Source organism: Photobacterium swingsii (assembly GCF_024346715.1).
Taxonomy (GTDB): Bacteria; Pseudomonadota; Gammaproteobacteria; order Enterobacterales; family Vibrionaceae; genus Photobacterium; species Photobacterium swingsii.
This window is the reverse complement of record NZ_AP024852.1, coordinates 1,333,491-1,358,074: the sequence shown is the minus strand read 5'-3', so window position 1 is coordinate 1,358,074 and position 24,584 is coordinate 1,333,491. Positions and strand designations below refer to the sequence as shown.

Annotated in this window: 22 protein-coding genes; 7 read left to right on the top strand and 15 right to left on the bottom strand. The window is 44.7% G+C overall.

Translation table 11 applies throughout. The features are described 5' to 3' along the window. Positions 1–103 precede the first annotated feature (103 nt). Entirely contained in the window at positions 104–2,650 is a 2,547-nt protein-coding gene (locus tag OCU77_RS06495; protein ID WP_107302388.1) for a DNA internalization-related competence protein ComEC/Rec2, read from the bottom strand. A gap of 29 nt (positions 2,651–2,679) precedes the next feature. On the opposite strand from OCU77_RS06495, the gene OCU77_RS06490 reads away from it, so the two are divergent. Then, on the top strand, positions 2,680–3,210 hold the full coding sequence (locus tag OCU77_RS06490) for a DUF2062 domain-containing protein (RefSeq protein ID WP_107302387.1): 531 nt from the start codon (positions 2,680–2,682) through the stop codon (positions 3,208–3,210). A gap of 307 nt (positions 3,211–3,517) precedes the next feature. Here OCU77_RS06490 and lolE read toward each other — a convergent pair whose 3' ends face one another. Genes lolE through lolC form a run of 3 tightly spaced genes read right to left on the bottom strand, consistent with a single transcriptional unit; the run spans position 3,518 to position 6,652 of the window. Beyond that, positions 3,518–4,762: a lipoprotein-releasing ABC transporter permease subunit LolE gene (lolE, locus tag OCU77_RS06485; RefSeq protein ID WP_048897099.1), complete on the bottom strand. Its 1,245-nt coding sequence runs from the start codon at positions 4,760–4,762 to the stop codon at positions 3,518–3,520. Further along, entirely contained in the window at positions 4,762–5,451 is a 690-nt protein-coding gene (lolD, locus tag OCU77_RS06480) for a lipoprotein-releasing ABC transporter ATP-binding protein LolD (protein ID WP_048897098.1), read from the bottom strand. The genes lolE and lolD overlap by 1 nt, the downstream gene beginning before the upstream one ends. Beyond that, on the bottom strand, positions 5,444–6,652 hold the full coding sequence (lolC, locus tag OCU77_RS06475) for a lipoprotein-releasing ABC transporter permease subunit LolC (RefSeq protein ID WP_107302386.1): 1,209 nt from the start codon (positions 6,650–6,652) through the stop codon (positions 5,444–5,446). Before lolC ends, lolD begins: the two co-directional genes overlap by 8 nt. Before the next feature lie 199 nt (positions 6,653–6,851). Here lolC and OCU77_RS06470 point away from each other — a divergent pair, with 199 nt between their 5' ends. From OCU77_RS06470 to OCU77_RS06450, 5 genes are all read left to right on the top strand, one after another. Then, positions 6,852–7,460 (top strand): hypothetical protein, encoded by a 609-nt coding sequence (locus OCU77_RS06470; RefSeq protein ID WP_048897097.1) that lies wholly within the window; start codon positions 6,852–6,854, stop codon positions 7,458–7,460. Between the two features lie 10 nt (positions 7,461–7,470). Further along, positions 7,471–10,926 (top strand): transcription-repair coupling factor, encoded by a 3,456-nt coding sequence (gene mfd / locus OCU77_RS06465; RefSeq protein ID WP_048897096.1) that lies wholly within the window; start codon positions 7,471–7,473, stop codon positions 10,924–10,926. Between the two features lie 29 nt (positions 10,927–10,955). After that, a complete protein-coding gene (locus tag OCU77_RS06460) occupies positions 10,956–11,792 on the top strand; it encodes a peptidoglycan binding protein CsiV (RefSeq protein WP_048897095.1) in 837 nt (278 codons plus the stop codon). Between the two features lie 54 nt (positions 11,793–11,846). Next, positions 11,847–12,416 (top strand): GNAT family N-acetyltransferase, encoded by a 570-nt coding sequence (locus OCU77_RS06455; protein WP_048897094.1) that lies wholly within the window; start codon positions 11,847–11,849, stop codon positions 12,414–12,416. Between the two features lie 127 nt (positions 12,417–12,543). Then, the gene (locus OCU77_RS06450) at positions 12,544–13,017 is read left to right on the top strand and encodes an FKBP-type peptidyl-prolyl cis-trans isomerase (RefSeq protein WP_048897093.1); all 474 of its coding nucleotides are present in this window, start codon (positions 12,544–12,546) and stop codon (positions 13,015–13,017) included. A 77-nt stretch (positions 13,018–13,094) separates the two neighbouring features. On the opposite strand, the gene OCU77_RS06445 is transcribed toward OCU77_RS06450, so the two are convergent. The 11 genes from OCU77_RS06445 to hinT form a co-directional block, all read right to left on the bottom strand. Next, positions 13,095–14,384, bottom strand: coding sequence for an NAD(P)/FAD-dependent oxidoreductase (locus OCU77_RS06445; protein WP_107302385.1), 1,290 nt, complete (start codon positions 14,382–14,384; stop codon positions 13,095–13,097). Positions 14,385–14,550: 166 nt separating this feature from the next. Continuing rightward, entirely contained in the window at positions 14,551–15,093 is a 543-nt protein-coding gene (gene ycfP / locus OCU77_RS06440) for an alpha/beta hydrolase YcfP (RefSeq protein WP_048897092.1), read from the bottom strand. A 250-nt stretch (positions 15,094–15,343) separates the two neighbouring features. Beyond that, positions 15,344–16,225, bottom strand: coding sequence for a DUF6279 family lipoprotein (locus OCU77_RS06435; protein WP_239685796.1), 882 nt, complete (start codon positions 16,223–16,225; stop codon positions 15,344–15,346). Between the two features lie 158 nt (positions 16,226–16,383). Further along, the gene (locus OCU77_RS06430; protein WP_048897091.1) at positions 16,384–17,223 is read right to left on the bottom strand and encodes a phosphotransferase; all 840 of its coding nucleotides are present in this window, start codon (positions 17,221–17,223) and stop codon (positions 16,384–16,386) included. Positions 17,224–17,266: 43 nt separating this feature from the next. Further along, positions 17,267–18,115, bottom strand: coding sequence for an alpha/beta hydrolase (locus OCU77_RS06425; RefSeq protein ID WP_048897090.1), 849 nt, complete (start codon positions 18,113–18,115; stop codon positions 17,267–17,269). Between the two features lie 144 nt (positions 18,116–18,259). Beyond that, positions 18,260–18,856 carry a TetR/AcrR family transcriptional regulator gene (locus OCU77_RS06420; protein ID WP_048897089.1) on the bottom strand — a complete coding sequence of 199 codons (597 nt, stop codon included), beginning with the start codon at positions 18,854–18,856 and terminating at the stop codon, positions 18,260–18,262. Between the two features lie 10 nt (positions 18,857–18,866). Further along, positions 18,867–19,181: a hypothetical protein gene (locus OCU77_RS06415; protein ID WP_204375129.1), complete on the bottom strand. Its 315-nt coding sequence runs from the start codon at positions 19,179–19,181 to the stop codon at positions 18,867–18,869. 126 nt (positions 19,182–19,307) lie between these two features. Continuing rightward, the gene (lpoB, locus tag OCU77_RS06410) at positions 19,308–19,901 is read right to left on the bottom strand and encodes a penicillin-binding protein activator LpoB (RefSeq protein WP_048897088.1); all 594 of its coding nucleotides are present in this window, start codon (positions 19,899–19,901) and stop codon (positions 19,308–19,310) included. Between the two features lie 23 nt (positions 19,902–19,924). Continuing rightward, positions 19,925–20,311, bottom strand: a complete 387-nt coding sequence (locus tag OCU77_RS06405) for a YcfL family protein (RefSeq protein ID WP_107302384.1) — start codon at positions 20,309–20,311, stop codon at positions 19,925–19,927. Continuing rightward, complete coding sequence (locus tag OCU77_RS06400; RefSeq protein ID WP_048897087.1) at positions 20,311–21,696, bottom strand: COG3014 family protein; 1,386 nt, start codon at positions 21,694–21,696, stop codon at positions 20,311–20,313. The genes OCU77_RS06405 and OCU77_RS06400 overlap by 1 nt, the downstream gene beginning before the upstream one ends. A 99-nt stretch (positions 21,697–21,795) precedes the next feature. Then, positions 21,796–22,146: a purine nucleoside phosphoramidase gene (gene hinT / locus OCU77_RS06395; protein WP_048897086.1), complete on the bottom strand. Its 351-nt coding sequence runs from the start codon at positions 22,144–22,146 to the stop codon at positions 21,796–21,798. Between the two features lie 352 nt (positions 22,147–22,498). Between hinT and OCU77_RS06390 the strand changes: the two genes are divergently transcribed. Beyond that, positions 22,499–24,502: a methyl-accepting chemotaxis protein gene (locus OCU77_RS06390; RefSeq protein WP_048897085.1), complete on the top strand. Its 2,004-nt coding sequence runs from the start codon at positions 22,499–22,501 to the stop codon at positions 24,500–24,502. The last annotated feature ends 82 nt before the right edge of the window (positions 24,503–24,584 follow it).

Here is a 24,584-nt window from a genome sequence, read left to right as displayed (position 1 = left end):
CCCACCTTATACCTGAAGGTGGGCTAACTAGTGACCGTCAACAGCCATTTCTCATCTTGTTATCTATAGCTTCAAATTAGCTATGTCGCTTTACCTTTTCTAACTACAAAGCAGAAAAAGCATCTCGATACCATGCCTGTCGAAAGTTTGTTCTTGCCGCTTGATATTGTACCTCTCCTTGCCCAATCACAACGGAAACTTGGCCTAATTCTGCGGTACTCAACCATGGAATATCACGCTGCAGATAACGCGCTTTCACAGAGGGTGCTGGAAGTTGCCAAGGGTTATAGCGTCCGACCGAGACTAATGCTAACTGCGGCGTTATCCGCTCTAACCAAGTTACGCTCGATGACGTCTTGCTGCCGTGGTGAGGGACAAAAAACACATCAGGAGATAGTTGCGGGTATGCTCTGGCGATTAATAACTCAGAGATCGCGTCGATATCACCAGTCAGCAAAACTTCAGTTGCTTGGAAGCCATATTGACGTGCAAGCAATTTATCACTGATTGTAATGACACAAGAGTGTGGATTCGCAGCACGTTTCACACGCTTAGGCGGCCAAATAACAGTAAAAGATAACGACTGCCATTGCCACGACTCTCCTTTCACACAAGGTAAATACCCAGCCCTGTTGTCACTGCTTCTTTTCCAGCTTGGCGAAAATCTGTCGACCATGTAGTGTGAACCACCGGCATGATCACTATCGGCATGACTCAGGATCAAACCATCTAAATGATACATTCCTTTATCTTTCAAAACGGGTTCAACAACGGATGAAGCAATGCTCCCTTGCAGCCAACGATTCCCAGTATCATACAACACAGCTCGTCCGTTGCGGGTAATGATCACCGCTAAGCCGTGGCCAACATCAAGCATATCTACTCGCCACTCCAATACACCAGAAGCATCGAGTGAAGTTACACCGCTTTTCATAGCCATAGAAGAAGAATGCGTAGAAACAGTGCCATCGAATGTTAAAGTCTGCTGAAGCAAGGTATTAAAAAATGGAAGATGTTGCCGCCACTGCCAACTGCAGAATACAACGAAAATACTAAGATAGAGCGCAGGAAAAAAGCGAAATGGGAGCACACGCTGGCTAAAGATGCCACCAGCAAATATCACAACAAGCGGCAACCATTGAGCAGAAAACTCAAACCAAGCACCAACTGAAGACTTACCAAGCCAAGCTACAGGCTGCAAACTAAAGTCCGCTAACCACCAAAAAAACGAGGCTAACTCTGGCCATTTCATGAAAAGTAGAGCAGCAAAAATCAAAGGCACAGTGATAAAACTGACAAGAGGTAAAGCGATAAAATTAACCACAGGTGCAAATGCCGAAAAGCCACCAAAGAAGTACCACTGCAAAGGTAGCATTAAGGCCAGTAAATAAAGCTGTAAAACCAACAGTTGTTTGGCACCTCGATACACCCGTAATAGTATGCAGGTTATCGCGTTAACACCCGATGATAACATTGTTGCTAAACTGCTTGGCCCCCTTTGCTTACTTGGAGTATTCAGTGCTTCTTCCTGTTGGCTTGATATCGCGTATTGTTCACCCATATCATGCCGGCTTACCCGTAAAAGCAACAACACAAACACAGCCGAAAATGAGAGCCAAAAGCCCATGGTGTAGCTTGCTAAAGGATCTATCGCCAAGCAGAGTACAAACGTCAGTAGTAAAATAAACCAACCAGGCGACAGAATTAACAGCCGCGTAAAGAGCATGACAATACATGCCATGAGTAGCGCACGCTGTGTCGGAACACTAAAACCAGCTAACCATGCGTAGCTAAGTGCGACTAACAGTCCAAGCCACATTGGTAGCCAAGTCAAATTAGGGGCTTCAGGTAAGGCACCCCGTAAACGCAACCCTCCCCACCAACCTAGCGCCACGGCTAAACCAATATGCAAACCCGAAATAGCCATTAGATGTGCCAACCCGCTATCACGTAACCACAGCCAATCGTCCGCAGTGAGCGCATCTTTCACACCAAAACTTAAAGCCAGTAATAGTCCATGATGTTGGGAATCGATAACTTGTTCAACAACGGTATCAAAGAACCTTTGCCTGATAGAAACAGTTCCCTGCAGCGCAGAAGACGCGGCAGGTATAACTGAAAGTAAATGACCTCGACCGTGAAAGCCATGCCCAACGTACCATTTTTCGGCATCGTAACCCGCCTGATTCACTCGACCGTAAGGACGGCGTAGCATCGCTTGAAGTTGGAGAACCTCACCCTGTTTAAGAGTATTGGCTTTGTCCCAATAAAATCGAACTTTCATCTCCCTTATGGATGTTTCAGGCTGCCCTCGCCACTCCTTGATAATGAAATCAAAGTTATCAGAAGGAATATTCACATTTTGTATGCTATCAACTATGCCAACTATGGTAATATTCGCTCCCATCGGAGGGATCTGTTTCACTGTATAGATATAGTTACTGGTTGAAATGTAGACAAACAAACCACCAGCAAGGGCCCATATCAATACATTTGCCAAGGCATAATGGCATAAATAGTAGCGTAGGAATAAAGCGACACCCCCACCAAGCAGGGTAATAATGGTCAACTCATGAGTTGCTGGTACGTAAGACCAGTAATGAAGAGACAATAATCCGATAGAAAAACCAACAGCTGCTTGGATAACCATTTTAGTTACTTGATTAGTATGAAATAAAGATGCCTAAACAACTTATAAAACGTTTCTTGCCAAGCCACGACGTGATCAAACGTCAAAAGGCTTTAAAGATTTTCGGCAACACTCTCTATAACCCGAACTTATGGTGTCTGAACCGTCGTTCTGCTTCGGGTGCATTCGCTGTTGGCCTTTTTATGGCTTTTGTTCCCCTACCCAGCCAGATGATCATGGCCGCGGGTTTAGCTGTTTGTTTCGGTGTTAATTTACCGCTATCTGTCGCTTTAGTGTGGATAAGTAACCCAATCACTATGCCTGTGCTTTTCTATGGCGCATATAAGATCGGGGCATGGTTGATGCACACTCCACATCAAGCTTTCCACTTTGAATTATCGTGGGATTTCTTGCTCCACCAGATGAGCCAGATTGGCCCCCCATTCTTACTTGGCTGCTTTATTTGCAGTGTCGCGTGCGCCCTTGTCGGTTATTTTGGCATTCAAGGCTTATGGCGATACTCTGTAGTAAGAAGCTGGAACAAACGCCGATTCAGAAAGCCATTTAGCTCAGAGTTATAACCCCCCTGAGCCCTAAAACACAAAAAACCTCGTCATCCATCAACAATGGGTAACGAGGTTTTTTAATACCAAAATAATGCCAGATAAGCTCTTTATGCCTAAGGGAAGATAAGGTAAATGCGAGTAAACGCTAAAACCCCTATCACTGACAAATCACTGTAATTACACAATACCGTTAACTATTAAGCATTAAATTGTATCAGGAGAACGGCGTTATCCTCAGCTTTGCCCTGCCGATATCCATACTAACAGGCACAAAAAAGCAGCGACGAACGCTGCTTTTTATAGCTTACCAATATTAAATCAACTACTTGGCACTCAGCACTTGCGCAGGATGCAGTGCACTGGCACGGCGAGCGGGATACCAAGTGGCAAGCAGACTAAGGATAACCGCAGTTATCGTCACTAAGGCAACATCTTGCATGGCTAACTCTGTAGGTAAAAAGTCAACAAAATAGATATCACCAGATAAGAACTGATGGCCAATCAAGCGCTCTAGCCCTTTAATGATGGATGTTAAGTTTAACGCAACTAAGCAACCAACAGCCGACCCCACCAAACTACCAAGCACGCCAGATAAAACACCGTGCCAAATAAAGATAGATTTAATCAAGCCGTCACTCGCCCCCATAGTACGAAGGATAGCTATATCGGGTGCTCTGTCTTTTACTGACATCATTAAAGTTGAGACTATGTTGAAACAAGCAACACCGATCACTAACACCATAACTAAGTACATGATAGTGCGAACCATCTGGATATCTCGGTATAAATAACCGTACTTTTGCGTCCAACTTTTCAAGTACACATACACAGGCAGGGTGTAACCGACCTCACGTACAATCGACATCGCATCTAACACATTATCAACTTGTAAAGAGACCCCACTCACGCCCTCCCCCATTGATAAATAGTCTTGTGCATCCGCTAACGGCACCAAGGCAAAGTTATGATCTATCTGTCCACCAAGCGCTAATAAGCCAGAAACTTGCAAACGAACACGATGCGGTGCACGTAGCTTCAGTGCAGGATCGGGGTTTGGGATCATAGCGGTAATCCAATCACCCACTTCAATGCCCAGCTTATCCGCGACACCTTGCCCGAGGATCACCTGCTTATTACCTGCTTTAAATCGCTGCCACGCTCCATCTTTGATGAATTGTGGAATTGCGCTGACTTTCTCTTCTTGGCTCGGGTCAACACCTCGCACTTCAACCGCCTTTAGGTTTGTCCCTTTTTCCAGCAAAGCCGTGAACAGAATATACGGCGCAGCACCAGTTACACGTGGGTGCTGCTCTGCTGTCTCAATCACAGATTGCCAGTCAGTAAACGGTGGCTTTACTGCTTGTAGTTCGCCATGAGGAATAACAGATAACACGCGATTTTGTAACTCGCGTTCAAAACCATTCATGGCAGACAAACCAATAATAATCACAGCAACGCCAATAGCGATCCCCAGCGTTGACGACATCGAAATAAACGATACCATCTTGTTACGCTGCTTAGCGCGACTAAAGCGGCTACCAATATAGAGAGATAAAGGTCGAAACATTAAGCCACCTCAACCTGTACCAACTCACCATCTTGCATGTGCATACAACGATCGAGTTTCGCGGCTAATTCTTTGTCATGTGTCACAACCAAAAATGCCGTGCCAAAATCTTTATTCAAACGACGCATCAAATCATAAATATCTAATGCTGTCTTATGGTCTAAATTACCTGTCGGTTCATCAGCAAGTACCAGTGAAGGCTTGTTCACTAACGCACGCGCAATTGCCACACGTTGACGTTCACCACCACTGAGTTCTGATGGGCGATGTTCAATGCGGTGGCTTAATCCAACCATAGTCAGTAATTCTTCGGCACGTCGTTTCGCTTCATTGATCGATACACCACCAATCAATAACGGCATAGCCACATTTTCTAAAGCACTAAAATCAGCTAAAAGATGGTGAAACTGATACACAAAACCTATGTCTTGGTTACGCAGTTTTGCTTGCTTATTAGTACTCATCACACTGAGGTTATGGCCCTTAAAAAAGACCTCCCCTGCTGTTGGTTCATCCAATGCGCCTAGCAGATGCAATAAGGTACTTTTGCCTGAACCTGATGAACCGACGATACCGACAAGTTCGCCATTATCGATACTAAAGCCAACGCCTTTTAATACCTCGGTTTCCATCTGAGCTTCGCGATAAATTTTACGTAGACCATGACAAACTAATAACGAATTACTCATAACGAAGTGCCTCAGCAGGACGAACAGTAGCTGCACGATAAGAAGGGAAAATAGTGGCTAATAGGCTTAATGCTATTGCACCGACAATCACAAATAAAATTTGAAGTGGGGATATAACAACAGGCAGTGAACCACCAACCGTAATCAGCTGAACGCCCAATACCGTCATCACTGTATTCAAGTTGAGTGCTAACAAAACGCCAAGTAAGCCCCCCGCCAGAGCACCAATCACACCACTACTTGCCCCTTGGACAATAAACACCATCAAGACTTGAAAATTACTCATGCCTTGAGTTTTTAAGATGGCGACTTCAGCTTGTTTCTCCATCACCACCATGATCAAAGCAGAGATAATATTGAATGCGGCCACACCAATGATCAGCCCCAACATCAGGCCCATCATATTTTTTTCCATCTTAACGGCTTGGAACAACTCGCCACGCTGCTCACGCCAATCAGACCACTGCCAATCATCAGGCAATGATATATTCGCCAGCTCAGTGACAGCAAAGGGATCATCGAGGAATAAACGCCAACCAGATATCTCATCTCTCTTTAAACGTAGCAGCTTACCTGCATCATGAATATTCACCACGATGAGTTGTTTATCCACATCGGATCCGGTATCAAACACGCCTGATACCGTGAAGTTTCGCTGGCTAGGTATGCGTCCTAATGGTGTGTACTGACTTGCACTGGTCACCATCAAACGCACTTTATCACCAACCTGAACCCCCAACTGAACTGCCAATGCTTGACCTAACACAACGTGATAGCTGCCTGAGGTTAAATCAGAAAGGCTACCGAGTGTCATTTGCTGGGCAATCGGTTCTGACGCAGATGGGTCAACGCCCATTAACATACCAGCAGAGAGTGACTGCGCACTCTGTAAAATCGCTTCACCACGTACAATCGGAGTAACTTGTGTCGTGTGTGGCAGCTCAGCAAGCCATGCTGGTGCTTGATTGGCTAATAAGGTGGCATTAGCCGGTTCGCTAATCACAGCTTGTGGCATTACCCCTAAAATACGCTGCTTGAGTTGTTGCTCAAAACCGTTCATCACAGACAGCACTGTCACTAAAGACAGTACACCTATCGTAATGCCTGCGGTCGACATATAAGAGACAAACCGACTAAATCGGTCGCCCGAACGGCCACGCAAATAGCGTAACCCTATAAAAAGTGAGACGGGATGAAACATAAACTCGCTCAAAAACCATCAATAAATAACTGCCTGCAAGCATAACCCTTGCCGTGAATGATTACCAATCACCGAAGTAAAACTAATGGAAAAACAATGGCTAAAAATAGACAAATAATGAGCAGTTAACCCGCTTAACTTGCTCGATTGACAAAGGTGCGTGATAATCCATAAATTGAATTTAAAAACAGAGCACCCAATGATTCAGGATGAATATTTTTCAGTCCATGCAGGGCTGACCATCAATGTAGAGCCGCTTGACGATAACACTGCATGCCCTGATGACGAGGCCTTTCGTTTAGAAATTCCCCCACTATTTCGTGTTGCCAGTGAATGCAGCGAGCTCGAAGAAAGTACCGAGCGCTTACTGTCTAATTTTGGCAGTGACGATAGCAAAGCACTGATTGGCTACCTTGGGGCGCAAAATACTAAAATCAACTTGCTGCTCTCTTATGTTCTTTCACAGCAAGATGACCCAACTATCCGCTTTACGACCCGCACCTTTGGTGCCAGCCGCCTGAGTTTCATCTCACCGACACCATTAACCCTTGGTCGCAATGCACGGATAAAACTATTCTTAAACGATCCTCCAGCTGCGATATATTGCTATGGCGAGATCATTGACTGCCAACCTTATGGCAGTCAAAGCGGTGATGATAGCGACAACAGCTGCGATAAAAGCAACTACGAAGTCCACCTACGCTATACCCAACTACTTGAGAGCGACCGCGATTTACTGATCCGCGCTGCTTTGCATGTTCAACAAAAACTGCTGCGCGAACGCGCACAACAACGTTCAGATAGTTAATTAGAGCCCCATGAAAACAGAATCTATTCTTGCTATACCTCATCCACAAAAAGCGGGTGACAAACGATTCGTAGGCAACCTTTCTGGGGCGGCACTAGCCCTCTCTATCGCTGAGCTTGCCAATGAACATCAAGGACCACTGCTGGTTGTTGTCGCTGATTCCCAATCAGCGCTGCGCCTTCAGCCTGAAGTCAGCCAGTTTACCGCGCATGAAGTCAGTGTATTCCCTGACTGGGAAACCTTGCCATACGATAATTTCTCGCCACACCAAGATATTATCTCTGATCGTCTTGCCTGCTTATATAAGCTACCGACTCAAACCGCTGGGGTGCTACTCATTCCAGTAAGTACACTGCTACAGCGCTTAACGCCACAATCGTTTTTGCACCAGCATGCGCTATTAGTCAGCAATGGCGATCGCTTATCGCTTGAAAAACTCCGTATTCAACTTGAAGCCTCTGGCTATCGCCATGTTGATCAGGTGATGGAACACGGTGAGTATGCCAGCCGAGGCTCGCTGGTTGATTTATACCCAATGGGCAGCAACCACCCATACCGAATTGACTTCTTTGATGATGAAGTCGACTCCATCCGTCAGTTTGACCCTGAAAATCAGCGATCAACGGGCGAAATTAACGAAATCCATCTGCTACCCGCTCACGAATTTCCAACCGACGAAATTGCCGTAGAAAACTTCCGTATGCGCTGGCGTGAACGCTTTGAAGCGCGCCGTGAACCAGAATCCATTTACCAGCAAGTCAGCAAACGCACTTGGCCTGCAGGTATCGAATACTGGCAACCACTGTTTTTTGAGCAAACAGAAACCCTTTTTGATTACCTACCAGAAAGCAGCTTATTGGTCACAGTGGGCGAACTTGAAGCGCCCGTCGATCAGTTTTTAGCCGATGCGGAATACCGTTACGATCAACGTCGAGTTGATCCACTGCGTCCTCTGCTTCCACCTGCTGAGTTATGGCTAGGCAAAGATGAAATGTTCGCAGGCTTTAAGCCTTTGCCACAAGTACGCCTTCGCCATGAAGCCGAGCCAGAAAAGGCAGGCCGATACAACCCTGCCTTATCGGTTGTGCCAGAGCTCACAATTAACCATCAGCTCAAAGAGCCGTTCGCTGAGCTACGCCGCTTCATTGAACAATTCACCGGTAAAGTCATTTTCTCTGTTGCTTCTGAAGGTCGCCGTGAAGCCCTATTAGATCTGTTGGCACGCATTAAACTTCGCCCTATGGTGTGTCAAAGCCTAACCGAAGCCCTGCAAGCACCGAGTGAACACACGCTGATTATTGGGGCCGCAGAAAACGGCTTTATCTTGGCAGATGCCAACATCGCGCTTATTTGTGAAAGCGATTTGTTGGGTGAGCGCGTCATTCAACGTCGTCGCCGAGAAGAAAAGAAAACCATTAATGCCGATACCATCATTCGCAACTTGGCTGAACTGCAAATTGACCAGCCAGTGGTACACATAGATCACGGTATCGGACGCTTTAAAGGGCTACAAACGCTTGAAGCGGGCGGGTTAAAAACGGAATACGTCACACTCGAATACCAAGGCGGCGCTAAGCTTTACGTCCCTGTTGCCTCTTTACACCTGATTGGTCGTTATTCTGGTGGTGCTGAAGAAACGGCCCCACTGCATAAGCTAGGTGGTGAAGCTTGGACCAAAGCACGTAAACGTGCGGCAGAGAAAGTGCGCGATGTCGCTGCAGAATTGCTGGATGTGTACGCGAAACGAGAACTCAAACCCGGCCATAAGTTTATCCTAGACCGCGAAGGCTACGCTGACTTCAGCGCTGGCTTCCCATTTGAAGAAACCCACGATCAAGCCTTAGCCATCAATGCGGTATTGTCTGACATGTGCCAAGCAAAAGCCATGGATCGCCTAGTATGTGGTGATGTTGGTTTTGGTAAGACAGAAGTGGCTATGCGCGCTGCCTTTGTTTCTGTTGATAACAATAAACAAGTTAGCGTGTTAGTACCCACTACACTGCTTGCTCAGCAGCACTTTGAAAACTTCCGTGACCGCTTTGCCAATACCCCTGTTCGGGTTGAAGTGCTTTCTCGTTTTAAAACGCCGAAAGAACAAAAGCAAATCATGGCAGATGTCGAAGAAGGGAAAATCGATATTCTGATCGGTACCCACAAACTACTGAATGCTTCAATTAAGTACCACGACCTCGGCTTACTGATCGTCGATGAAGAACACCGCTTCGGGGTACGCCAAAAAGAGAAAATCAAATCGCTACGTGCCGATGTCGATATCTTAACCCTAACGGCAACACCGATTCCGCGTACGCTGAATATGGCAATGAGTGGCATGCGCGATTTATCCATTATCGCAACACCACCTGCGCGTCGTCTTGCAATCAAAACCTTTGTACGTGAACGAGATGATGTCGTCGTACGAGAGGCTATTCTGCGTGAAATCATGCGCGGTGGTCAGACATACTTCCTACATAATGAAGTTGATAGCATTGAAAAAACAGTCGATGAACTCGCTAAATTAGTGCCTGAAGCGCGTATCACGTTTGCACACGGACAGATGCCAGAACGTGAACTCGAACGTATCATGAGCGATTTCTATCATCAGCGTTTCAATGTATTGGTTTGTACCACCATCATTGAAACCGGTATTGATGTGCCGACCGCAAATACCATTATTATGAATCGCGCCGATAACCTAGGTTTAGCCCAGCTACACCAACTACGTGGTCGTGTCGGTCGTTCGCACCATCAAGCCTACGCCTATTTATTAACGCCACACCCTAAACGCATGACCAAAGATGCGGTGAAACGTTTAGATGCTATCGCGTCATTAGAAGACCTGGGGGCAGGTTTTACCCTTGCCACGCACGACCTTGAAATTCGTGGTGCCGGTGAACTATTAGGCGATGACCAAAGTGGTCAAATCCAATCCGTAGGCTTCACCCTGTTTATGGAAATGCTAGAACAAGCTGTTGAAGCCTTAAAAGAAGGCAAAGAGCCGTCATTGGATGACTTGTTGAAACAACAAACTGAAGTTGAGCTACGTGTTCCCGCATTGATCCCTGATGATTTCATCCCAGATATCAATACACGCTTGTCACTATACAAACGCATTGCAAGCACCAGTGATGAAAATGCGATCAATGAAATGAAAGTTGAGCTCATTGATCGCTTCGGCCTACTACCCGAAGCCACAACGAACCTGTTAGCATTGAATAAAATCAAACTCAAAGCGGCAGGTATTGGGATTAAGCGTATTGAAGCGGGTGAAAAAGGTGGGTATCTTGAATTTAATCCAGATGCCAATATCAACCCAACCTTCCTTGTCGGTTTACTGCAATCGCAACCGCAAAAATACCGTATGGAAGGACCAACAAAGTTGAAATTAGCTACACCGTTAAACAATACCAAAGACCGTATCAAGTTTGTTGACGATGTCTTAACACAGTTTGTTGAAAACCGCTTATAATTGAAAGCACTAACGTGCGGAGTATTATCTTGAAAAAGTTTATCTATTTACTGCTTTTAGCAGTAAGTTGGCCAAGTTTTGCGGCACGACAATTTGATATCGAAGTCATTTTGTTTAAACGCAACATAAACCCAGAACAAGTCAATGAGTCATGGCCTGACACCCAAAAGGCTGTCGACTTACGTGGCACGATTGAATTTGATGATAAAGAGCACCTTGCAGCTAAAGGTGTACGTGTTTTATCACCTAATCAGTACCAACTAAACAGTGAATACAACAAGCTTAAAAACCATGCTGGTTTCACACCGCTTGCGCATATTGCATGGCGTCAGGGTGACCAAGGTAAAGGTGCAGCACCTCGTATTCACCTGACCGCAGGCCAAAACTTTTCCGACCGCTATTTTGCTGATGGCACCTCACGTGATGCAGTCACTTCGGAGCAGCCCCTGGGTATCAGCACAGCTGCCGTGCCAAGTACTGAAAACGGTATTGTTGTCACAACCGATAACGGCCTAACAGATACGGGCCTCAACGAGCCAGCAATGGATCAATCTCTGTTTGAGCTCGATGGTAAGTTGCAAGTTTATGTACAGCACTACCTATTTGTTGACGCTGACATAGATCTGCGTGAGCCAGGCCGTCGTGAAGTTATCGTGGGAACTGAACCACTAGAAATCGACACCTTAGGCGGTGAAGGCAACGTTCAAGTCGGTCACCTTCAAGAAGTTAAGAAACGTGTTGAAGTTGAGGAGTTTCTTAAAGACTTCCGCTTTAAGCAAACACGTCGAATGAAAAGTAGCGAAACGCACTACTTGGATCACCCGCTAATGGGTATGATTATTCAAGTACGTCGTGTTGGTGCATAAATTTTAAAACCTCGCTTTGGCGAGGTTTTTTCTATCTAAACCTATTCGATACAGATGAATTTAGACTATATCTACCACACAGCGCGCCTGAGCCTGCGTCCATACAAAAGTGCAGATTTGCTTCCCCACTTAGAAGCGGTGCACGAGTCGTTGTCCGATCTTACGCCTTGGTTAGAGTGGTGCGGCGATAGCTATAATCAGCATGATGCAAATGAATGGATAGCTACTAGCCGTGTAAACTGGCGATCTGATGTTTGCTATGAGCTTGCCATCTTTGATCGGTGTAGCGACACTTTTATTGGCAGTATTTCACTCTACGATGTATTAGTTAATTCTAATTCCGCCAATGTTGGCTACTGGATCCGTTCAAGCCATCACCGAAAAGGCATTGCATCTGAAGCGCTACACGTCATTTGCCGCTTAGCCTTTATCACACTCGGGTTGACGCGTCTTGATATTGTCACCCACCCCGATAACATTGCCAGCCAACGCACTGCACTGACTTCAGGGGCTAAATTTGAAGGCTTGCTACGAAATAAAATAATGATGTATGGAAAGCCGATTGATGCCAACCTTTACTCCATTATACCGAGTGATACAAAACTCTTGGATGAGGCTTTCTAAAGCGACGTACCCATTATATTTATAAGCTAAACGAGGCAATATGCAGAAAGTGCTTAGCACTGAGCCTAAATAGGTATAACTTAACTCGCGTATTATAATTTCCATTCAAACACTTAAAGGACGTCTTGTGTTCAAGATTATCGTAACGATTGCCATTATTGGTTTTGTGATTTTTTTCATGTATCGCTCTCAGAGCAATAAAAAAGCAGCAGCAGAAAATATCCAAGCAGGCGAAGTCTTTTTGTCAGAAAACCAACAAAATGAAGATGTACATACCACAGCCTCTGGCCTGCAATATCAAGTACTGCAAGCTGGCACAGGTACTGTCCATCCGAAAGCATCAGATAAAGTCACTGTGCATTACCACGGTACGCTTTTAGATGGTTCAGTATTTGATAGTTCAGTTGATCGCGGTCAGCCAATTGATTTTGGTTTAAACCAAGTGATCGCTGGCTGGACAGAAGGTGTTCAACTCATGGTTGAAGGTGAAAAAACACGCTTCTTTATTCCGGCCAATCTGGCTTATGGCAACCGTGCGATTGGTAGTATTCCACCGGGCTCTGTATTAATTTTTGATGTCGAACTCATCAAAATTAATTAATAGCTAATAAACTACCGACATAAAAAAACCGCCTTAATCACGGCGGTTTTTTATTACCCGGTTGATTCAGGCTAACCTTAGTGAAGTTTCAGGTTAGGACGAAGTACTCGGTTGATTCGACCAACTAACATCATCAAGCCAGTCTTAATCACACCATGTAAGGCAACCTGGTGCATGCGGTATAGCGAAATATATACAACACGAGCAATACGGCCTTCAACCATCATTGACCCTTTTGTTAGGTTACCCATTAGGCTACCCACAGTCGAGAAACGGCTAAGTGAAACAAGTGAACCATGGTCACTGTAGACATAAGGTTTTTGTTCACGATCAGTGATCTTTGCAACGATATTCGAGAAACAACGACTCGCCATTTGGTGAGCAGCTTGTGCACGCGGTGGCACAAAGCTGCCATCAGCTTGTTCACAAGACGCTAAATCACCAATTGCGTAAATGTCATCATCACGCGTTGTTTGCAGTGTAGGCTTAACAACCAACTGGTTAATTCGGTTCGTTTCTAGACCCGCAATGTCTTTCATGAAGTCAGGCGCTTTAATACCCGCCGCCCAAACCATGATTTGTGCAGGAATGTGCTCACCGTCTTTGGTGGTTAAACCCGACTCATCCGCCTTGGTTACCATGGTCGCAGTACGCACATTCACACCAAGTTTGGTTAACTCGCTGTGTGCAGCGGATGAAATACGAGGAGGTAATGCAGGTAGAATACGTTCACCTGCTTCAACAAGGTTTACGTTCAAGCGTGAACTATCGAGATCGCCAAAACCATAGTTTTGTAGTTCTTTCACAGCATTGTGTAACTCAGCTGAAAGCTCTACGCCTGTCGCACCGGCACCAACAATCGCAATATCAACGGTCTTTTGTTCTTTATTAGCATGAAGCTTCAAGAACTGATCGTTCATCTCTGTGCGGAAACGGTGCGCCTGTTCTGGGCTATCAAGGAAAATACAATTATCGCGTACACCTTGAGTATTGAAGTCATTAGACGTTGAGCCGATTGCCATAACAAGGATGTCATACGCAAGCTCACGCTTAGGCATTAACAGTTCACCCTGCTCATTGTGCAATTCAGATAAAGTAATCGTTTTTTCATCACGATTAATCTCTTGCAGGCTTCCCATTTGGAAGTCGAAGTGATGGTTTTTAGCATGTGCACGATAGCTAAGTGCATCTACACCGGCGTCCATCGAACCTGTTGCGACTTCATGTAAAAGCGGCTTCCATAAGTGGCTTGCTTTACGATCAACAAGCGTAACTTCTGCACGACCTTTACGGCCTAATGTACGGCCCAATTTTGTAGCAAGCTCAAGCCCACCGGCACCACCGCCAACAACGATAATTCGTGTCACGATTACTTCCTCTTTGATTTATCGAATTCTTGTCTTGAATAGCTCGACTTAGCTCTGGCTGACAACAGTAAACACTAAGACAAACTGACCATGAAACCTCACGATTTCAGAGGGCAAATAGATAGAAGGACCGATTTCTGGTCAGTCCTTCAAGGGCGTAGGAGGCTTAGATTGTTTCTTTAAACGCTTTTATAGTTTGTAGATGCTGAGATAATTTTTTAAATTTATGAGTTTGTGTCTCATCCCAGATGATTTTGTAGTAATCACCCAGAGCATCACTTGTGTGACGATTATCTAATACTTCGTCCTGAGTTGAAAGTATGCACAGGCAATTACCTGCATTTTTTTCTCTAAATTCAGCAACACATTTAGTCGCTATGTCTAAATACTCTTCAGGTCGGTCGATTCTACCTTCCATGTTCAATTCTGGACGTAAGTTCGGGTTAAAAATGACCTGTTTAATACCGCATAAAAAACCGATCCTCTCAGACCAAAATCCCCCCAAACCAACCCCACAAATGATTGGGGCTTTATCACTCGACTCGTCAATCAACTTATGCACTTCTTTGAGTAAGTGTTGCATATCGTGTTTAGGATGGCGCGTACTGTAGTTAACAAACCGTACATCGGGATCGATAAACTGTAGTTGTAAAACCTTCTCGTGGTTACCTGGGCTTGTTGAATCAAAGCCATGCAGATAAATGATCATCCTTTTCTCCCTCGGTTTATATATCTTGCAAAATTAATCTAACACGTTTCGTAGGGTTTAAAAGTCAATTGTCGGGATTTGTATGCAAAACCGAGGAATACTCCACAGTTCTAGTCACATCACAGATACACGCTCATTTTTCATGCGCCCAATGCAATAATGTAGCGCTTTACCCACTACACGACTGTCTTTGTAGCGATTTATTCTATTAACTCACTATGCCGCTTGTTTTCTAAGTACGCAAACTGCATTACTCATGAATAAGTAATGCGATATCTTTTCGTAAGTCTGTTAGCAAAGCTTGTAAATGGTCACGCTGCTTATTGCTCAAACTATGGTTTAACCGCCGCATGACATCAAAGCGCCTATTCAAATAGAAAATCAGCTCTTTTTCTGCATTTGGGTTTTCAAAGGCTAATAATTGATGCACCGTCACCTTTAATTGCTGTTGAAATACGTCTGACTGTGGTTCAGCCATAAGTGCTTTCCAATCTGATAAGAAGTTTTCACGAATAGAGAAAAATGTTGGCTCCATCTCAACCTGATAGCCCGCCAGCTCAGTGAGCAAATTTCGCTGTTTGTTGGTTAGCGTCCCCAGCCATTCTTTCGCCGTTTTTTGTAATCCTTTGCTGCGTTTGATGATCTTCTGCTTTGTCGTTAAGACTGCCCGTTCCTGACGAATCTTCTCAATATCATCAGCAATTTTTTGATTGAACTGTGTTCGCTGCTCAGCATTCAAAGATTTCAGCATTGCTGAAAAAGTCGGTATAAAAATCGTCGAAGACTCTTGCCCTACTGCAGTAAATTTAAAGTGATAATCGCTGATTTGATGGAAGGTCAGTGGCTTCTCTAGGTCTTCTTGTAAATCGGATATTAACCGATGTATTTTAGGTAACTCTTTTTGGCGGTGCACCTCCAATGCCTGATCGAGATTACGCTCAAACTCACGCTCTTGTGCGGAGTCCAAGCTAACATAATCAGAAACATAGTAAGGGATCCAAAACCCAAGCGTGTTGTAGCCGAGCCTAAGCACACATCCCGTTAGCAGCAGTGCCACAAAAGCGACACTTACCCTAAGAAAGCAATACTGCAACGAAGAACGACGAGATAACGTTAAGAAAAGAGACTTCAATACTAACCTCACTAATCCTTGGAGTCAGCCAATTCAAGTGGCACGACTGGATACGTATTTAGTGCCTTTAACGATCAATATAGACCGTTACAACGAAGAGAAATTACATTCCGTGTAACTTCAACCATTATAACTATAACGACATTTGTCTGTTTTCATCAAAGTAATTGATTTAACAAACGTTTAGCTTGCACGCGATAACTCTCATCTTGCCACACATGCGCTCCAGCAAAGTACCATAGCATTGCTAAATAATCACACCACGGTTGCCACTCAGTCACAGCCTCTTGCCAGCGTTGAGTATTGCTTTCTCCACTCGCAAGGCAGTATGCAGTAACCGCCTCTTCTAACGCATAGCCATTCGCTTGAATCGTCATCGCCAAATCCAAGGACGGATCACCTGCTGCGGCATACTCCCAATCGATAACCGCATCTATCTGCCCGTCACAGCGAATTACATTGTAATACCCTAAATCAAAATGACAGCATGTAAGAGGAAAAGCATAAGGCAGTGGCGTCTGCTGGAATCGCTGAAAAAGACGATCTAGATTAACTGACTTATCATCTGGGTTTATCGCATTCCAATATTGCTGCGCTTTTTTATGAACATCCAATGCATGTAAAGGTGGGGGGCATTGATGAATACGAGTTTGTAATGCCATGATAGTGCCAAGCGTACATTGTGCACCATAGACCTCCCCTTCAAGCCACTCCACAAGTAGCCCTTCATCACTAAGTAGCAATACATTGGGCGAAAATGCCTGCGGCTTTAATTGTCTTAACACATTGGCTTCATGAAGCCGTGAAACAGCAAACGCCTCTGATGCCTCAGCAACAGGGCGCCACACAGCGGAAAAAGAACCAAAGTCGACTCGCCAACAACGATTACTCAAACCTCCTTGTAAAGGAACAGCGTTAATAATCGGCTGATTGAGCCGTGACTCAATCATTGCTTTGAGCGTTGGATTGAAAATCAACTCCCCGACCTCTGTTACCATGTCTTCTTCAACCTATTTGTACTTAAACCCAATAGCTTGCACTTTAAGCTTGGGCTAATAAATCAAAACCTTGACGTAGTTGCTCACTTTTAAGAATACGCCCATGCCCAAGCCCTTCAGTTGCAATCAAGGTAACATGCGATAATTCCCCCGCCTGCTGAGATGCTGCAAAAGAGGCAAACTTATCGGCTTTATCGTGTACGATCACAGTCCGAGTGTTCGCTGATGCTAAACGCTGCTGGGGGTTAATACTTTCTAATTCATATTGATAGTTTGTCGCAATTTCATCGATCACTTCTTGGAATAATTTCATTGAAAAGCCTGAGCGTTCAACCGTTGTCAGCAGGTTATCGACATAATCCAGTACAGGCGCCACCAGCAACACTGGTTTACCTTCTAAACATTGGTGACGGCTTTCTAATACCATAGCGCCCCCCATACTATGTGCGACAACGCCCGCTATTGAAGATTGTTGCTCCAAAACACCATCCAACGCCGCTACAAATGCCGGAATATGCCCAAAGCGCCCTTCACTTTCGCCATGCGCAGGATTATCAAAAGCCAGCGCGGTATAACCCGCCGCTGCAATGTGTTCCATCAAAGGGTAAAACTGACTGGATGCACCGGACCAACCGTGCCCCAACACCCAAGTGGGTCCACTACCTAGACGGTAAGTCATGATTTTACCTTCTTTGGTCATCACAACTTGACGCTCTAAACCGTCAGGTTCAACGACAGATCGCGATGAGCGCACTGGGGTTAGCAGTAATTTCTTGGCAAATTGCTTAGCATGCGCAGGAGCCACACGATGGTGAAAGCGTGATGCCATATTGATTAAACGACGACGTATGTTCACGCTTTTGCCTTGCTTAAAATAAATTTTACTGCTCATCCTAACCTTTCTCCTAAGCGCGACGGCCCTCACTAACGTTGTGTTATTCACTAAACATCAAAATAGTACGACCGTGCTTTTTGTTGTTAAAATTTAAGGCATAGCCACAGCGATGATTCATCGCCGCTATCTACACCTTAGTTATTATGATTGTCGCCATTCACTAAACAAGCTATCAATCCCCAACCAAAAACGCTGATGGTCGTGGGTTTCTAATGCTAAAGATTGGAATAAATGGCTACTCAAATAGATACCATATAAGCGATAAACTTCCTGCCAGCTATCAATGCTTACATGAAACTCCCCGCTCGCTTTACCTTTCTCGATTTGGTGTACCAAATAATCCAGCCAACGACGCGTCATTCCTTGTAAAGCGGCCTGTAAAACGCAATCAGCCTCATCGGCTTTATCTTTCCACGCATCGATGAACATACAACTGCCTTGGAATGAACGATTCCAAGCAAGCCAATGTTTAAACAGTAAACGTAACTTGTGCTCAACATTCTCAGTCTGTGCTATTCGTGCAGGTTGGATCACCCGCTCAATAAACAGCTGACCTGTATATTCGACAACAGCGACCTGTAAGTTTTCTTTCGACTGAAAATGAGAAAATAGCCCGCTTTTAGACATACCGACATCCGTCGCCAGTTTCCCTATCGTTAAACTGTCTAACCCTGTCGTGCTAGCAACGTCAAAGGCCGTTGCTAGAATATGCTCTCGAGTGGCTTTCTTCTTACTCATGTTCTTAACTCTAGTGGCTGTCTGGTGATGGCCATGACTGGTTTAACTTGGCATAACGTATCACCTGATATACCGCAATATTATGCTCCGCCAACATTCGGACTATATCCGGTATACACTGAATAGGTAAGGGAACTTCATAACCATGCGCTAGGCGAGTAATTGTATCTACCCTATCATCACCCACAAATGCAGCAATGATCGCGTAAGCCTTTCCATCATGATCCCTAACCTCAAAATACACTTTGTACATATCTGTGGTGTAATCCAAAGGCGTGCTAATTTCTAATGTTTCATAAGCTGGATCTGCACTATCGCTTCTCATTAGCCACTCCTGAATCAAATACAATCACTCAACACCTCTTTTTAGCACGATCGTACTTTTTTGGCAAAAAAATAACGCCAACGAAAACTCATTGGCGCTATTTGTTGAATCAGTGACTAATTGCTATTACATGCCAAATAGTGACTTCGCTTCTTGTTTACGGATTTCAGTCTCATCCGCCCACTCGATCAGGCCTGTTTTAAGATCCATCAAACGCATAGTCATTTTGTAGTAAACGTCTTTATCACTACCATTTTGCTTAACGATGCTCGCTAGGTTGCCGTAAAGCATGTATTGCGCACCAACCATTTGGCCGAATTGAATCGCAGTGCTTTGGTTTACAAGCTCATCGTTATTTTGGAAGTTAAGTTGTTTACGCACGGCTTCTACACGTGTCATGTCAACAAAACGGAACTTACCAGAGTTAAGTAGACGCGTGCTGATTGAATCCGTGACAGACTCAGTATCAATGTGCTCGCTGGTTTTATTCTTAACGCTATCAACCACAATAATAGGACGCTTGCCGTTTGCAGTAATGTAAGCAACAGAACCAGACGCTAGCATGCTATCTGTCATTTCTACCGCAATTTTCTGCAAGTCAGTCGAACCAAATTCGATCGTGGTTGTTTCAGCTTCTTGAGCGTCACCGTAGCTAACTTTCTGAGCACAGCCACCAAGTAACATAGCTAAACTTAGTACAGCGATTAGGCCTTTTTTCATTTTCTTACCTTTTAAATAATCAATTAATAATTAGCGCGGCGAATATAAATTCGGTACTGCTTTGCGTTAGCATTCGTTGCTACCGCTTGGAGTGTCATCGAGTCTTTTCCATGAATCACAAATTGGCGCCAAGGTGCATCACTGCCCTCAAGCTCAAGACCTTGTGCGTCATACCAATAGATACGATACTGAAGTTGGAGATCTTTCTCTGATTGGCTGGTCACAGGCACAGCGGCCTTCATCAGCCCATTAACGTTAGTGATCATGGCTTTTTCTATCGTCAATTTACTTGCTAACGATGAATTACCAATCACTACATTTTGATTACTGCTTTCTATGCTTATACCGGATGTCCGTGGCGCACACGCCGACAGCATCACGGCAAATAACAATATGGATAGTGCTCTCATTAATTCGCTCCTAGTAATACTGACCACCAGCTGACTTGATTGCCTTGGCGTGACACCCAAACCATGGTTGTGCGTCCTGCTTTCACTTCAACATCCAACTGTTGCCCATTCCAACTTAACGTCTGCGTTCCTGCTTTGACATCGTCTTGATAAATATTGATTGCAGCGGGCAAAGTCTGCCAGCTACGTGTATCAGGTTGCTCTGTCAGCGTATTAAAAATATTGGCAAGTACATTGCCAACATCATCGCCATTTTGGGCCGCTGTACGTCTGACTTCGTCTTTTGCCACTACGCGCAAGGCTTGGCGAATAACAATAGCGGGCAAACCTTCCGATAAGCTCTGTTGCGCCATACTATTAACATTAGCAACTTGTTCACTATTCAAGGGCTTATTACCTAATTTTAGTGGTGATAACCTCGGTAGTGTCACGTTACGATAATATGGCAATGCTAGGTTATAGATCGCACCTTGCCCACGGCTGTCATGGAGGTAAAGTGGTAGTCGCCAGTTATCACGCGCAGCAACAACCCCTTGCTCATCAAAAATAATTACACGGCCTTCATTAGCAGCTGGTCGCTGATATTTACCATAACGCGCTTCTAACGTTTGTAAATCATCTCGCATTTGCAGGCGCGTTGCTAAACGTAATACTGTTTGAGCAACGTAAAGATTATCCGGTGCCACAGCTAGCGCACGTTTGAAGTCGATATATGCGCCATTCAAATCGCCATCTGCTTCGTACAGCACACCTGATAAGAAAAATAAATAACCATTTTGTACCGCACTTAACGTGGTACCCGCATCAGGGTAACGAGCTAAGACCGCACCAATGTTATCGCTAATACCTTTTTGTTTAACCGCTTTTTCCGCACTCGCAAGTTCCTTTTCACGAATTTTTCGTGCAGCTTCTTGCACCATATTTGCGCGACGCACTTCAACCAAGGCACCTTCTAATTTGCGCTGCTGTACATAATTAAGCGCAAGGTAAAGATGCAAAAAACCCAACTCATAGTCAGTCGGTTGGTAGGTGATCATATTATCATTCGTTAATATCGCACCCGCCTGATTAAAACCTTCAGATACTTGGATAATGGCTTTGCTTTGTTGCTCTTTCACGGCAGCATCAGTGCCCTGAAAAGCAGAAAAACTGGAAGGAAACTGTTGAGCAACGAAACGCGTTCGACCTTGCTCCATGCCATCAAGAATTGGACCAGCAGGCGCAACTGGCAATGATTCAATCGCGGCTTCATATCGCCCCTGCTCTAAAGCTGTATGACTTGGGCTCATCGCTGCGCTGTAATGACTAAACAATCCTTGAGCAGATAAGTTAGCGCAGGCTGCTAATGTCAAAGATAACAATACCGTTGCGACTTTTTTCAGCATGAAATTTATAAACCTTCATCCATTTAGCTGGCAAACCACCAACACACTTTCAATAGCGAGGAGTGAACCGTGTAATCCGGCATCACTCCTCTGACTTCATTAGCCTACAAGCATTGGGCCCAGTGGACGACCACCAACCAAGTGCATGTGAATGTGGTAAACCTCTTGGCCACCATGTGGGTTACAGTTCACAATTAAGCGGTAACCATTCTCAGCAATACCTTCATCTTCCGCTAATTTACGAGCAACTGTAAATAAACGTCCCATCATTGCTTCATCATCGGCTTCTACATCATTCACTGTCGGTAACAGCTTATTCGGAATAATCAGAATATGACTTGGCGCACGCGGGTTAATGTCACGAAATGCTGTCACCATCTCGTCTTGATAAAGGACATCTGCTGGGATTTCCTTACGAATAATTTTACTGAAGATCGTTTCTTCGGCCATGTCATGCTCCATTTCAAAAGATTACATCACAAGGGAGTATGCTCGACTCCAGCGTTCAGGGCAATATTGAACACCGTTTTAAACACCTTTTCCAGTGAATATTGCATTTTGTGACTCTTTTTTTGCAGCGCAGTTCAAAGTATGTGTATTAAGAACTCAATTACTATCAAGCCTAACATTAAGACTCCGATACAGGTGTTACAGTCAAACATAGTACATAACAAATACTTAGCTATTTTGATTGTAATGAAACACCGATGAAAAAGAAGTCAGACTCAGCAGTCAAACGCATTTAATTATTTTGCATACACACGTACACGAGTATGTTTTGAGCGACTATTTTAGGGATATTATGAAAAATAAAAGACAAACCTCGGTCATACGCCGAATGTATGCGGGATTTGCCGTCATGGTTTTGCTATTTGTTGTAACAGTAACATTGATGCTGCAAGGGACTAACCGCATCCATGCTCAACTCGAAGCTGTTACCTCAGAGTCTTTACCGCTTGTTGCTACCGCTAGCCAAGCCAGCGTTCGCTTGTTAGCCGCAGACAAAATATTTAAAGACTATCTCACCAGCCAAAACCTTGATCGCATGGCGACCTATCAAGCCAACTTCACCAAAGCGCACGATACTTATTTAGTCACGCAAAAAGCATTGCTAAATGAAGTAGAAAAGCACGCGGCTCTTCGCACCCAAACCGATCAACTTTTAACCTTAGAGCAACGCTATTTTGCAGAAGCGAATAAGGCGATGGCAAACTATCGAGCTCAGCTTATTGCTCAAACTGAGCGTCAACGAATGGCTCGACGATTCCAGCAACTTTACCCGCAACTTAGTGTAAAGATGAAAGAATACATCGATGATCAAGATAGCTTTACCGTTAAAATGATGGCGAAGAGCTACTTCATCAAATTAAAGCAGACTGAAACCATTACCTCGGATGCGCTTGCGGTTGATGATATAGAAGCCATCAGCAAGGCGATGAAACAGAACAGACGTCAAATCAGTCATTTAAACGATGCGTACCGTGGTTTGTCGGCACAACTGCCAACCTTGAAACAAAACTTTGATGACGCTATCCAGCAGTACACCCGCGATATTGGTCAAAGTGGCGGTATCCTGGCTACTCACTATGACTATGTAGACGCAAAAAAACGTCTTTATGACAATATCTCGGTATTAGCAACAGAAATTGATGAGGCCGTTAACTTACTGAACACTTTCCAAAATCAGGCAAACAACTTGATGGATGGTGCCATTAATAAAGCTGAAACGGCCTATAACCAAGGTCTACGCAATGCCGTGCTTATTGGCTTATGTGCCACCGCATTTGCTATTTTCATCGGCTGGATTCTGGCACAAAGTGTGCGAAAACCTCTGCGCTCAACCCTCAAAACATTAGAGGCGCTAACCGATGGAGACATGACTCAACGCATTGAAGATAATCATTTCATCGAGTTCCAAAAGCTCAGCAGTCATATCAATACCCTCGCGGGTAACTTACAGGAAATTCTCGGTAAGATAGGCACAGCATCGGAAGATCTCACTAACGTAGCGACAGAGAATCAAACCACCACCACAGCAGCAAAAGATCGTTTGAATGAACAACGCCAACAAACGGGATCCGTTGCCACAGCAATGACTGAAATGGAGCAATCCGTAGCTGATGTATCACGCAGTGCGCAAAGTTCTATGGAACGCGTGATTGAAGTCAGTAAAGCTGCCGATACAGGTCGTGAAGTGATGAGCCGCAACATTAATACCGCACATCAACTTTCATCACGATTGGACGAATCTGTCAGTGCGGTTGGCAAGCTGCAAGAAATGAGCAGCAACATAGGTTCAATTTTGGATGTGATCCGTAACATTGCAGATCAAACTAACTTACTCGCCCTAAATGCTGCGATCGAAGCGGCACGTGCCGGTGATCAGGGGCGCGGTTTTGCCGTGGTTGCCGATGAAGTGCGTGTATTGGCGAAACGTACCACAGATTCAACAGCAGAAATTGAGTCTATGATTCAAAGCCTACAAAGCAGTTCAGGCCAAGCCGTTAACATGATGCAAAGCTGTGTTACCGAGATGGACAACAGTATCAGTCAAGCATCTGATGCCAACGGTGCAATGGAGGAAATTCAAGCCATTATTCTAGATATCAGCGAAATGAGTGAACACATTGCCCATGCCGCACAAGAGCAGCGCAGCACCACAGGGAGTATTGCACGCAGTCTTGAAGATATCAGCCATATTGCTGATGCAAACTTTACCTCAATGGAAGAAGTCGCAGAAGCAAGTAGCAAGTTGGATCAACTGGCCCACCAGCAAAATAGCTTGGTGCATCGCTTTAAGGTGTAAACCACTAAAAATAATCGCAATGGTTACCCTCTATATTGAGGCCAGTGAATCCACTGGCCTTTTTTATCCGTCTTTTACCCAC

What these genes read in the sequence shown, in the direction of transcription:
- hinT (WP_048897086.1), bottom strand. Translation starts at nt 22,146, where the DNA reads ATGGCCGAAGAAACGATCTTCAGTAAAATTATTCGTAAGGAAATCCCA.
- OCU77_RS06405 (WP_107302384.1), bottom strand. Translation starts at nt 20,311, where the DNA reads ATGAGAGCACTATCCATATTGTTATTTGCCGTGATGCTGTCGGCGTGT.
- OCU77_RS06495 (WP_107302388.1), bottom strand. Translation starts at nt 2,650, where the DNA reads ATGGTTATCCAAGCAGCTGTTGGTTTTTCTATCGGATTATTGTCTCTT.
- OCU77_RS06390 (WP_048897085.1), top strand. Translation starts at nt 22,499, where the DNA reads ATGAAAAATAAAAGACAAACCTCGGTCATACGCCGAATGTATGCGGGA.
- OCU77_RS06490 (WP_107302387.1), top strand. Translation starts at nt 2,680, where the DNA reads ATGCCTAAACAACTTATAAAACGTTTCTTGCCAAGCCACGACGTGATC.
- lolD (WP_048897098.1), bottom strand. Translation starts at nt 5,451, where the DNA reads ATGAGTAATTCGTTATTAGTTTGTCATGGTCTACGTAAAATTTATCGC.
- lolE (WP_048897099.1), bottom strand. Translation starts at nt 4,762, where the DNA reads ATGTTTCGACCTTTATCTCTCTATATTGGTAGCCGCTTTAGTCGCGCT.
- OCU77_RS06420 (WP_048897089.1), bottom strand. Translation starts at nt 18,856, where the DNA reads ATGAGTAAGAAGAAAGCCACTCGAGAGCATATTCTAGCAACGGCCTTT.
- ycfP (WP_048897092.1), bottom strand. Translation starts at nt 15,093, where the DNA reads ATGATCATTTATCTGCATGGCTTTGATTCAACAAGCCCAGGTAACCAC.
- lpoB (WP_048897088.1), bottom strand. Translation starts at nt 19,901, where the DNA reads ATGAAAAAAGGCCTAATCGCTGTACTAAGTTTAGCTATGTTACTTGGT.
- OCU77_RS06415 (WP_204375129.1), bottom strand. Translation starts at nt 19,181, where the DNA reads ATGAGAAGCGATAGTGCAGATCCAGCTTATGAAACATTAGAAATTAGC.
- OCU77_RS06470 (WP_048897097.1), top strand. Translation starts at nt 6,852, where the DNA reads ATGATTCAGGATGAATATTTTTCAGTCCATGCAGGGCTGACCATCAAT.
- lolC (WP_107302386.1), bottom strand. Translation starts at nt 6,652, where the DNA reads ATGTTTCATCCCGTCTCACTTTTTATAGGGTTACGCTATTTGCGTGGC.
- mfd (WP_048897096.1), top strand. Translation starts at nt 7,471, where the DNA reads ATGAAAACAGAATCTATTCTTGCTATACCTCATCCACAAAAAGCGGGT.
- OCU77_RS06425 (WP_048897090.1), bottom strand. Translation starts at nt 18,115, where the DNA reads ATGAGCAGTAAAATTTATTTTAAGCAAGGCAAAAGCGTGAACATACGT.
- OCU77_RS06400 (WP_048897087.1), bottom strand. Translation starts at nt 21,696, where the DNA reads ATGCTGAAAAAAGTCGCAACGGTATTGTTATCTTTGACATTAGCAGCC.
- OCU77_RS06430 (WP_048897091.1), bottom strand. Translation starts at nt 17,223, where the DNA reads ATGGTAACAGAGGTCGGGGAGTTGATTTTCAATCCAACGCTCAAAGCA.
- OCU77_RS06455 (WP_048897094.1), top strand. Translation starts at nt 11,847, where the DNA reads ATGAATTTAGACTATATCTACCACACAGCGCGCCTGAGCCTGCGTCCA.